The 11,527-nt window shown below is 67.2% G+C and carries 8 protein-coding genes; 2 read left to right on the top strand and 6 right to left on the bottom strand.

Features of this window, described 5'->3' with window-relative positions; all coding sequences use genetic code 11:
• Positions 1–27: 27 nt before the first annotated feature.
• From ACQ5DX_RS23365 to ACQ5DX_RS23355, 3 genes are all read right to left on the bottom strand, one after another.
• Entirely contained in the window at positions 28–1,530 is a 1,503-nt protein-coding gene (locus ACQ5DX_RS23365) for an MFS transporter (RefSeq protein WP_430335780.1), read from the bottom strand.
• A gap of 467 nt (positions 1,531–1,997) precedes the next feature.
• Positions 1,998–2,822 (bottom strand): hypothetical protein, encoded by an 825-nt coding sequence (locus tag ACQ5DX_RS23360; RefSeq protein ID WP_430334853.1) that lies wholly within the window; start codon positions 2,820–2,822, stop codon positions 1,998–2,000.
• A gap of 4 nt (positions 2,823–2,826) precedes the next feature.
• Positions 2,827–3,714 carry a carboxypeptidase-like regulatory domain-containing protein gene (locus tag ACQ5DX_RS23355; protein WP_430334852.1) on the bottom strand — a complete coding sequence of 296 codons (888 nt, stop codon included), beginning with the start codon at positions 3,712–3,714 and terminating at the stop codon, positions 2,827–2,829.
• A gap of 602 nt (positions 3,715–4,316) precedes the next feature.
• On the opposite strand from ACQ5DX_RS23355, the gene ACQ5DX_RS23350 reads away from it, so the two are divergent.
• Entirely contained in the window at positions 4,317–6,734 is a 2,418-nt protein-coding gene (locus ACQ5DX_RS23350; protein ID WP_430334851.1) for a response regulator transcription factor, read from the top strand.
• A gap of 91 nt (positions 6,735–6,825) precedes the next feature.
• Here ACQ5DX_RS23350 and ACQ5DX_RS23345 read toward each other — a convergent pair whose 3' ends face one another.
• From ACQ5DX_RS23345 to ACQ5DX_RS23335, 3 genes are read right to left on the bottom strand one after another with little or no spacing between them, the layout of a single operon-like run.
• Positions 6,826–7,896, bottom strand: coding sequence for an ABC transporter permease (locus ACQ5DX_RS23345; protein ID WP_430334850.1), 1,071 nt, complete (start codon positions 7,894–7,896; stop codon positions 6,826–6,828).
• A complete protein-coding gene (locus ACQ5DX_RS23340; protein WP_430334849.1) occupies positions 7,893–8,753 on the bottom strand; it encodes an ABC transporter ATP-binding protein in 861 nt (286 codons plus the stop codon). Before ACQ5DX_RS23340 ends, ACQ5DX_RS23345 begins: the two co-directional genes overlap by 4 nt.
• Positions 8,750–9,151: a GntR family transcriptional regulator gene (locus ACQ5DX_RS23335; protein ID WP_430334848.1), complete on the bottom strand. Its 402-nt coding sequence runs from the start codon at positions 9,149–9,151 to the stop codon at positions 8,750–8,752. The genes ACQ5DX_RS23340 and ACQ5DX_RS23335 overlap by 4 nt, the downstream gene beginning before the upstream one ends.
• Before the next feature lie 174 nt (positions 9,152–9,325).
• On the opposite strand from ACQ5DX_RS23335, the gene ACQ5DX_RS23330 reads away from it, so the two are divergent.
• Positions 9,326–11,491, top strand: a complete 2,166-nt coding sequence (locus ACQ5DX_RS23330; RefSeq protein WP_430334847.1) for a transglycosylase domain-containing protein — start codon at positions 9,326–9,328, stop codon at positions 11,489–11,491.
• Positions 11,492–11,527 lie beyond the last annotated feature (36 nt).

Here is an 11,527-nt window from a genome sequence, read left to right as displayed (position 1 = left end):
GTGGAGAACTCGCGATCGGCAGGGTGATCAGTGGCCACCGACGAACACGGTGTCGGCTGCGTTGTCTGCGTCGCCCGGAACCTGTACCTGCTCGATGCGACGGGGCAGCAGCAGGGCGACGACGGCACCGACGACCGCGACGACCGCACCGATCATGAACGCCACCTGGAAGCCCGACTCGAGGTAGAACGTGTAGCCGCCCGTCATCTCCGGCGGGATCGGTGCGATGTGCGAGTTGTTCATCACGGTGAACACGATGACCGGCAGGATCGCGGGGAAGATCGACTGGGACAGGGCGACGACCGACGCAGTGCTGGCCTGAAGCTGCGGCGGGACGGCCTCGATGAGCAGGTTCGGGATGGCCGCGTAGCCCATGCCCATACCGAGGCCGAAGATGCCGGCGAACAGGATCAGCGACGGCTTGGAGTCGTGGACGTTCGCCACGAGCGCGAAAGCGATAGCCATGAGCACCAGGCCGATGACCATCAGCGGCCGCGGGCGGACGTTGCGTCCGACCAGCATGCCGACGATGAGGCCACCGATGACCACCATCAGGCCGATCGGCGCGTTGAACAGTGCGAAACCTTCTGCGTCGACACCGAATCCGTAGCCGAGGCCCAGGATCTCCGGGGTCATCACCATCATCGGGAGCAGGATCGTGAAGATGGCGCTACAGCCGTAGACCAGGCCTGCGCCGAGCGTGGTCAGCAGGATGGGACGACGGCCGAGGACGTCGAGGTCGATGAGCGGCTCACGCAGCATCCGCGCGGACACGATCCACGCTGCCAGCAGGACCAGGCCACCGATCAGGAAGGCCAGGGTCGAGCCGGACTTCCAGCCCCAGGTCGGGCCGAAGCTGACGGCGACGAGCACGCCGGCGACACCGGCGCCGAGGAACAGTGCGCCGACGAAATCGAGGCGAGCCGGCGTCCGCAGATTCGATTCCTCGGTCGTGAGGATGATGAGAGCGCCGATGACGACCAGGCAGATCACGAAGAACCAGAAGATGCTGCGGAAACCCCAGTTGTCGAGCAGCCAGCCCGTCAGGAACGGCGCGGGAACCGCGATGAGGCCCATGCCGCTGGTCGCGATGCTGACGGCGAGCGCCACCGACTTCTTCGGGAAGACGTCACGGATGAGCGAGTAGCTGAGGAACAGCGTCGGAACCATCAGGCCGGCCATCGCACGGCCGGCGATCATGACGCCGTAGCTCGGTGCGATCGCGGAGACGAACGAGCCGACGATGGACACCACGACGCAGAACAGCAGCATCAGGCGCTTGCCGTACATGTCGGCCAACTTGCCGAGAAGGGGTGCGGCCACGGCGCCCACCAGCAGGAACGACGTCAGCATCCAGGCACCCTGGGTGGTCTGGTAGTGCCCTGCGATCTCCGGCAGAGCCGTCGAAACCATCTGGTAGCTGACGGAGAGTACTTCGAGTAGCAACACGAGCGAGGCCAGAGAGAGGACGAGTCGAGGCGTCCAACCCCCCTCTCGGGTGCCAACCGTCGGGTCGACGGGCGGCGACATCTCGCCGTCTGACTGGGTGGTGACCATCCGTGGAATCCTTTCAGATGCCAATAAGAAAGCGGCCCAATTATTTTCGGGCCACTGGGGGATCTTCGGAGCAGATGGACGTGCGACCACGACCACCGTGGCACCCTCGGCCGGCTGACGGTGCCCTCACATCACACTGGCGTCCAAACAGTGACGCCAGTCACATGCCCGTTCAGTGGGACACTTCGTGGCAGCAGTCGGATCGGTGCCCTACCTAACGAATTCGCTTCACGGCGTGCGGATTTGGCTACTCGACGGTAGGTCGTGTCCCGCTTGGGCGAATTGCCCGGATCGTCCCGTCGGCGTGCGATCCACGCCGCGTAGATCCCGGATACCCGGCGCGCTGCTACGAAAAATGCCCCTGCACCCGAATCCGGGGTGCAGGGGCAGTGCTGCGTCGACGTCCGCGGCGTGGCGTCTCGGCGAGCCGGCGCGTCACGTCACGAGCGGTCTCCGATGCGGCGTTCGCGTGCCGATCGGTTGACGATGGACCAGACGCTGTGCGTCCGCTTCCGACCCGATCGCGCTCGGTGGGAATGCCGGTCCGGCGCCGACCGGGGCGAGTCGCCGCGTCGACGGGGCCTCGGTCCGGGCACCTCTACGCGGACGACCGACTGTTCGGCGGCCACTATGGACGCGCCGATCGCGAGGGTCCATCGCGCGTCGAACGGCGAGACGGTGTCGATCCGTCGGTCGCCCGCGAGATTTGCGAGGCGATTCTTGAGGACGGCGCCGATCCCGAGGGTCACGAGCGTCTTTCGCCCCCACGGGAGACCCCGCGAGAGCTCGTCGAGGATGGCTTCGGCCGCCTCGTTGCCGATGTACGTGGCGGGATACCGATACGCGTGATGGACCCCGCGGGTCCGCAGATCGATGGACATGGCCAGGACGTCCTCACCCTCGGCGGTGAAGACGATGGCGGTACGGGTGTCCTGCAGTTCCGGCATCGACTGGATGTAGGCGATCCGCGCGTCGGTCACGCTGACGAGGGTGACGATTCCGGTGCCGTGAGGGTGGAGCGTGGCCGCGAGCGCTGACGAGATCTTCGTGTCCGGCGAGACGACACCCGTGATCCGCGGGCCCAGGCCGATGTGCCGGGCTCGACGAATCATGACGGTGGCGGCCTCGACTACCGAGTCGAATCCGACGTCGAAGATCGACGTGTCGCTACGTCGGTCGATCGGTCCGAACTCCGGTGCGTGTGCGTCGAGCAAGACGGCATGGACTGAGGTGGCATCGACCACGATGCCGATCGATTCCCGCACGAGGTCACCGGAAGGTGTCGCCGGTGGAGCCGTCGTCGGCCGGGAGCCGCAGGTCGAGCGCCGAGGCCATCATGTTCGCATCCGACAGCGCGACGGCCACCGAGGTCGACCGAAGCGGTGGGACGGAATCGGGGGCGGGGTTCGACGCGGTTACGCGGTAGCGGCCGGCCACGAGTCCGACGAAGGCGAACCAGCCGCTCTCGCTGGCGCTGATCTGACGTTCGACCAGGTTGCCACACCGGTCTTCGCCGGAGAGCGTCACGATTGCGCCGGGGATGGGGGTGCCGGTCTCGTCGCGCACGACGTCCGAGATCTGTCCTGTCGCGCGGACCGGGTTCGAAGTCGGGCGGATGGCCGGGTCGAGTGCAGCCTCGGCCGGGCCGGGGTCGCAACCGTCGGGGCGGCGTGCGAATTCGAGACGTGTCGTGTTCGAGGTGACGAGCATGATCGGCGCCGTGCCGGTCAGGGTCGCCGACGTGTCGATCACGGTGCCGGGTGCCGACGAGGCGGTGACGGTGACTGCTCGGGTGGTCTGTCGGTGCGGTGCGAGATCACCCAGCGTGCAGGTCAGGACACTCATCACCTCGGCCTGGGCGAGCCCCGACCCCGGCCCGCAGAACGCTGGGGTCGATTCGAGCGCGAGCCCTCGCCAGAGCGGGAGAGTAACTGTGGCGTCGGCGATTCCGGTGGTTCCGGGGTCGATGTCGACGATGAACGTCACCTCGTCACCGGATCGGACGATGCCGTTCGACGAACCTGAGTCGTCGCCGGCGCCGTCGCCGAGATCGAACGGCGGTGTGCCGTCCATCTGGGTGAGTGTGACGGCCGGCATCGGATTCGAAGACGCCGCCGCCGCGATTTCGGTGCCGTCGGCACCGAAATTGTTGAGCACCAGCGTCGTTGTTGCGCCAACGGTGGCAATCGATGCGGCGACGACAGTTCCGCGACGACGTGTTGACTGTAGAGACCTCAAGACACTTCCTTCGAGACTGCCCGAGGACCCCGACCCCCCAGTTACCTGCGGAGATCCCGGTGCGAAACACTGCCGTACTCCATCGAATCGCCACCGACCAGGTCGGTCCCGCCAGAAGGGGTGAGGCGGGGGGTGAATAGGGGACGAAACGGATGAATCGGGGGTGAAGTTGCTGCGGGTTCGTCACACCGAGTTGCGTGCACACCACCTCGACTGGATGGATAGGAGTCGATCCGTGCCAGATCGCAGTCGTGACAGTTGTCGCCGCACTTGCATTTTCATTTCGAAGGACTCTCATGATCGGCCTCAGTAGCGACCGCGATCAGACTTCGGTCACCCCGCCGAGCCGACTGTTGACAGTGATCCGTCCGAGCGTTCCCCTCACCGTCCTTCGTGGTCCCCGTGGGTTCGGCAAGGAAGCTCTCGCGTTCCGGTGGGCCAGATCATGTACGACGAACGATGCTGTCGGGGTGTGCGTTTCACCCGAGCCCGGTTGGGGGTCCGAGAGGGTGTGGCTCGAGGTGGCGAGGGGCCTGAAGGCCGCCGGTGTGATCGATCCGCACGCCGTCGTCTCCGACGGATCGGCGGCCACGGACCTGCGTCGGCAACTCATGCACGCCCGGCGCCCCGTCAGGCTGGCGATCTCACGTCTGGAACGGATCGCCGACGAGGGCGTCGATCGGACGATCCTCCACACCGTCGATGTGTGCCCACTGATCGATGTCGTGGTCACGCTTTCCGGCCGGACACTCTTCCGCCACCGCACCGATCTCGATCCGGTGCACGACCTCATCGACGGCAATGTCCTGCGCCACACCCCCGACGACGTGCGCGAGTTGGCCGAGAAGGCCGGGATCGGCCTGCGGCCCGGCGAAGCCGAGAGTCTCCACACCGCCACGGGGGGACTGCCGGCGCTGACCGGCATCGCCCTCGCGGTCGCCGGTAGCCTCCCCGCCATCCCTCGACGGCAGCGGCTTCTCGCGGATCGACTCCGGGATGCGATCGCGGCCCACGTCGAGACCACCCTCCTCTCGGCGCCCGCCGCCGTCACGCATCGTTCGTTCCTCACGAAGGTGGCAACAGCCCACGTCCTGACGACGACCACCGCTCAGTTTCTCGACAACGAATCGGATGCACCGCAGGTCCTCGAAACGCTCGAGAACGCCGGCATTCTGGACTACTCCGACACCGAGTACGGCGACACCTGGATCCTGCCGCCGGCCGGACGCAACGTGCTGCTCGCACGCCAATCCGCTCGAGGCCTACATACCCAGGCGCGACTGACTCTCCTCGCTCATCACTACCTCACCCGCGGCGAACCTGCGAACGCCCTCCGGTGCGCATCCGAGGCGGACCAGTGGGCCTTGGCCGCTTCCATCATCGACACCCATCGCGCGACGTTGGTGGGAACGGACCTCGCCCTGCTCGGTCGGGTCCTGCGGGCCGTTCCCGATCGCATCCTCGCGACCCGTCCACGAACCAATGCAGCCAAGGAGTTGGTCGCTCTGCTGAGTGGTGCCCCAGCGCGCGGTGCCCACATCGATCCACCCGACATCCCGTCACCGCCCTCGACGCACCCGGAGTTGTGGCTCGCGACCCACCAGGCCATGACGCTGCGATTCTCCGGTCACTACGACAAGGCCGCCGACATGGCACTCGGACTCAGGCGAGCCGCCATCGAGGTGCTCGCCGAGCCCGCACCGGACTTGGGCGACCGGGTCCCTTTCCTGCGAATGCAGTGGGCGTTGACCCACCAACTCGCCGGCCAGTTCCCCCGCGCCGTCTCGGAACTGCGCGCCGCCTACCGACTCGGCGAGGCACTCGGCCAGGACTACATCGCCCGCAACGCCGCCGGCAACGCCGCCCTCTCCTGGGCATTGGCCGGCGAGACTGCGCGTGCCCACGAGTGGCTCGAAGTCGAGAAACGTCACGCCGCCGCCGATGCCTGGGCGGACGGGCTCACACGCATCGGCGGGCTGGTCGCGCGCACGCTCACAGCCCTCGATATCGGCGACACCACGCAGGCCGGGACCGTGCTGGAGGAGCTCGGCACGTTGCCACCCGTGGTGGAACTCTGGCCCTTCCTGCTGTACGCGCGCTGCCGCCATGCGATCGCCGTCCACAACCCGTCCGTGGGTCTGGTCGCGCTGTCCGAGTTCGCTTCCGAGCGCAGTCGCGTGAACGGCGAGTTCGTCAGGTCGCTCGTCGACGCCAGTGAACTCGAGGTCCACCTCGCCCTCGGTGACGGCCGCCGCGCAATGAAGCTCGCCAAGACGGTGGCATGCACGTATCCGTGGGACACCGTCGCCACGGCCCGCGCCTATCTGCTCACCGGGCGGCCTCGCACCGCGATCGCCGTGTGCCACGAATACGATTGGCTCGCCAGCCCTTACGCACGCTCCAACGCCGATGCTCTCGTCATCGAAGCCGTCGCGTCGCTCCAAACAGGCAAGTCGCGCGTCGCTCACCGCGCGTGGGCTCGCGCCTGCGAGATCGCTCACCGAACGGGATGCGTCAGCCCACTCTCCGGGGTCCCACCTGCATCCGTCAGTGCCTTGACTACCGACACCGGCATCTCCTTCCCTGCCGAACATGCGCCACCGCACTATCCGTCCGAGATCCATTTCCCCGAGCTCACCGATCGCGAACGCGCCGTGTTGAACGGGCTGCATCATGGTCTGACTGCAGGCGAGATCGCCGACGCACTCCTCCTCGCCACCCCCACCGTGAAATCCCATCTTCGGACGCTCTACGGCAAGCTCGGCGTTCACACTCGAGGTGATGCTGTCGCCGCGGCGCGCAGCCTCGGGTACTTCGACGAGGACAGCACCGAACGGCTACCGGCACTTCCCGACCTCACGGCGTTCCCCCGCCCGAGGGCGGGCGAGGGAACACCGCCGACACCAACTTCCGGGCGGCGAGCCCGGCGACTCGGGTGACGATCCACGGCCGCGCCGATCCGACAGCGAAACGCTCGGCACCGGAGTGACCGGTGTCGAGCGTTTCGACAGGTGAACGAGGATCGATGAGTCAGGGACGCAGCCTGCGCAGCGCCCACAGCGACGGAATCAACAGCAGAGCCGACAGGGCAAGAGCCAGAGCTGCTTCCGTCGCCTGGAAGCGGCGGAACAGGCTGTCGGAGTGGTAGCGGACCTCGTAGTGGTCGGCGCCCTGCGCGCGTAGGCACTCGATGTACTGGCGATTCTGTTCGGCCCAGAGGGCGTCCATCCGCGAGTCGTAGTCGGCCCGGGTCTCGTCGGGACGATCGTCCTCCTCATAGGAGGAGTAGGTCAGATCGCACGTGGCGTAGTCGATCCGGGCGGTCTTCCCGTTGGCGTCGACGAGGCCCGAGCTGAGAACCCACGATGTGAATCGGTCGTTCGAGGGCTCGTACGACACGTAGCGTCCGGTGCTCGAGTCCATCGCGTGCCTGTCGACGACCGCCTCCGCGTAGTGCGGACGGGCCCCGACCTGGAATCCGACAAGCACCGTCGCCATCGCGATCACCGTCACCGCCATCGCCCCGAGTGTGTTGCGAAGCAGCAGCGCGAGGCAGCTACCGAGGATCAGGGCCAGGAGGGTGTACGCCCCCGCGACGATTCCTGAGGACTGGAACAGGGGGAAGGTCAACCGGGAGTGACCGCCGGCGAACCGGCTGTAGCCGTAGGCAAGGTTCGTCGACTCCAAGCGGATGAGAGTCCATTCGAGAACCGATCCGAGGATCACCATCGCGACGGTGACGGGACCGAAGACGACCAACACTCGCATCCAGTACCAGCGCGTGCGGCTGACGTCCTGGCTCAGGCCCAGGACATGGCAGCCGCGCTCGATATCGCGGGAGAAGACGGTGACTCCGACGAGTACACCGAGCACTACGGGCAGCATCACGGTGACGAGGCTGACGAGGGTCAGTGTGGATGCAGCCCAGCATGCTGCCGGGTCGTCGTCCAGACTGCACCCGAACAGGCTGCCGAACGACGCTGCAGTATTGGAGTTCCGAACGATCAGTCCGCAGATGAGCGCCACGAACGTCAGTGCCAGGATCCCGCCGACCGCGGTCAGGATCGTCGTTCGATGCTGCCGCCAGGTAACCCAGATCATGCTGCCTCTTCGTCGATGGTGGTCAGGTAGGCCAGGACGACGTCGTCGAGGTTGGGCGCCTCCACGCGCCAGCCGTCGCCGGGCGCGGGACGGGGACCACGCACGACGTGCGTGCGCTGCCGCGACTCGACGACCGTGCCGGTGCGGCCGACGACGTCGGTCGGGTCGGATGTGCCGGTCAGCAGGTAGTGCCCGTCGAGCAGGTCGTCGAGCCCCCCGGTCAGCCGGGCCTGGCCGGATCCGAGGATCACCAGGTGATCGGCGATCTCGGCCACCTCCGACAGGACGTGAGACGACAGCACGATGGTGGTGCCGCGCTCGGCGGCGTCTTCCATGAGCGTGCGGACGACGGATCGTCGTGCCAGCGGATCGAGTTCGGCCAGTGGCTCGTCGAGCAGGAGCACTTCGGGACGGCGGCCCAGTGCCAGCGCTAGCGCGATGCGGGTGCGGTGTCCGGGCGAGAGCGTCTTCACGCGCGCCGACAGCGGGATCCCGGCATCGGTCACCAAAGAGGTCGCATAGTCGTTGTCCCACTGGGTGTTCGACTTCTCGCCGAACAGGAGGGTGTCGGCGACCGTGAACCCGCGGTACAGCGGCTTGTGCTGGGCGACGTAGGCGAGTCCGGGCACGATCCCGTTTCGGCCGGGGCGACGTCCCAGCACCGTCACCTCTCCGGCGTCGGGTTCGAGTAGGCCGACGGCGATCGACATGAGGGTGGACTTGCCGGCCCCGTTGGCGCCGACCAGCGCGGTGATGCTGCCGCGCTCGACATCGAACGAGCAGCCCCGCAGTGCATCCGTGCGGCGGAACCTCTTGTGTACGTCGCGCACCGTCAGCGCGCTGTCTGCCTCACTCATGTGAACTCTCCTGCGTCCTCACCGAATTCGCTGTCCAATGCCGCCGCCACGAGGGCCTCGAGGTCCGACCGGTCGAGCCCCGCGGCGGCGCCTTGACGCGCCCAGTCGGCCAGTGCCGCCTGCAGTGCGTTGCGTTCCGCCATCCCGGGTTTGAGCAGTGACTGGGTCACGAAGGTGCCCAATCCCGGGCGGGCCTCCACCAGGCCTTCGTTCTCGAGCTCCCGATACGCCTTGAGGACCGTGTTGGGGTTGACCGTCACGGCCGCGACCACTTCCTTCGCGGTCGGCAGCTGGTCGCCCGGCTTCAGATCTCCCAGGCGCAGTGCCTGCTTCACCTGGAGGACCAGCTGGACGTAGGCGGGGATCCCGGATCGACGGTTGATGTGGAACTCCACCATCGAATCTCCATTTCACTACAACAATAGTGAAATAGAGGTTGCACTGTGTCGGTGTCCGATGTCAACCTGTTCGGGAGCTTTGGGGGGTCGCTGCGTGTCGCGCCAAATGCGGCCTGAAGGCACTGGGCAGTGCGAAAATCCGGACGAGTGTACTGATTGGGACGGAAGTTCATTGTGAATTCAACCAACACCGGCGGCGCCGAAAGGCGCAAGGCCGCGACGAAGCCGAAGACGGAGCGTCGCAAACCCCGCCGCAAGGGTCTCCGGATCGCCCTCTACGTGAGTCTGTGCGTGCTGGTCCTGCTGATCGCCACGCCGCTTGTCGCCTTCGGTATCGCGTACAAGAACGCGGACGTGCCGCATCCGGGCGACATGAAGACCAACCAGGTGTCGACGATCCTTGCCGCCGACGGGACGACCGAGATCGCCCGAATCGTGCCGCCGGAGGGCAACCGGACCGAGGTCTCGATCGATCAGATCCCCGTGCAGGTGCGCAACGCCGTCCTGTCCGCGGAGGACCGCGACTTCTACACCAACCCCGGCTTCTCGGTCTCCGGGTTCGCCCGCGCTGCCCGTGACAACGTGCTCGGCCGCGACAGCGCCGGCGGTGGTTCGACAATCACGCAGCAGTACGTGAAGAACACGCTCGTGGGGTCGGAGCGGTCGATCACCCGCAAGATGAAGGAGTTGGTGATCTCGTCGAAGATGGCCCGTCAGTGGTCCAAGGACGAGATCCTCGCCGCCTACCTCAACACCATCTACTTCGGTCGCGGCGCGTACGGCATCGCGGCCGCGTCCAACGCGTACTTCGGCAAGCCGCTCGCCGACCTGACGGTGGCCGAGGGCGCCGTGCTCGCCGCGGTGATCCAGAGCCCGTCGGGTCTGGACCCCGTCACGAATCCCGAAGCGCTCGAGGCGCGCTGGAATTACGTGCTCGACGGCATGGTGTCGATGTCGACGTTGCCGTCTGCCGAGCGCGCCGCCATCGAGTTCCCGGCCGTGCTCCCGGCCGCCCCGGCCGCGGATTCGGGCGAAGCTCCCGGGCCCGAGGGCCTGATCCGCACCCAGGTGCTGCGTGAACTCGCGGCGTCCGGGGTGAGCGAGCAGGACCTCAACACCGAGGGCCTGCAGATCACCACGACGATCGACCCGCGGGCGCAGCAGGCCGCGATCGACGCGGTTGCCGACACGTTCGAGGGCGAACCCGAGAACCTGCGCACCGCCGTGGTCTCCGTCGACCCGAAGTCCGGTGCGGTGCGCGCCTATTACGGTGGCGCCGACGGCAAGGGCTTCGACTTCGCGCAGGCCGGCCTGCAGACCGGGTCGTCGTTCAAGGTGTTCGGCCTGGTTGCCGCGCTGCAGCAGGACATCCCGCTGTCCCAGACGTACGACAGCTCGCCGCTCTCCATCTACGGCGTGACGATCAACAACGTCGAGGGCGAATCGTGCGGCAAGTGCACCATCGCCGAGGCACTCAAGCGGTCGCTCAACACCAGCTTCTACCGGCTGACGCTGGGGCTGGACGACGGCGCGCAGAAGATCGCCGACGCCGCTCACGAGGCCGGTATCCCCGAGACGGTGCCCGGGTGGCAGTATCCGACGCTCACCCAGGAGGGCGGAGCGCCGGAGAACGGAATCGTGCTGGGCCAGTATCTGACCCGGCCGATCGACATGGCGTCGGCGTACGCCACGCTGGCGGCGTCGGGCATCTATCACCAGCCGTACTTCGTGCAGAAGGTGGTGACGGCGGACGGCGTCGTGCTGCTCGACCGTCCGGCACCGGAGGGCGAGCGGCGGCTCGATGCCGCCGTCGCCGACAACGTCACGCAGGCGATGCTGCCGATCGCGGCGTACTCGCGCGGACACGGGTTGGTCGGCGGACGCCCTTCCGCGTCGAAGACCGGCACCGCGCAGCTCGGCGACACCGGAAAGAACAAGGATGCGTGGATGGTCGGCTACACGCCACAGCTGTCCACGGCGGTGTGGGTCGGCACGGCCGACGCGAAGGCGATCGAGAACAGCTGGGGCGGGCTGGTGTACGGCTCGGGGCTGCCGGCCGACATCTGGAAGAAGACGATGGACGGTGCGCTCGAGGACGCCCCGGTCGAGAAGTTCCCGTGGCCGGATCCGATCGGTGGCCAGGCCGGTGTGCCCGCGTACACGGGCGTCGGTTCCGGGACCGGCTCGGGTCCGGCTACCAACTCGCCCGGCGCGTCGGTGAACGTTCAGGTACCGGGCGTGCCGCCCATCGAGGTACCGGTGCCGGGCCTGCCCTCGCCGCCACCGGGTGGGCGTGTCATCGAGATCCTGCCGGGCGTGAAGATCACCCTGCCCGGGTGATCCGGAGGCCCGCCCCCGGGAGTGATGTGGGTCATG

Source organism: Rhodococcus sp. ACT016 (assembly GCF_050477185.1).
Classification (GTDB): Bacteria; Actinomycetota; Actinomycetes; order Mycobacteriales; family Mycobacteriaceae; genus Prescottella.
The sequence above is the reverse complement of the archived record's forward strand: the minus strand, read 5'-3'. Positions and strand labels throughout refer to the sequence as shown.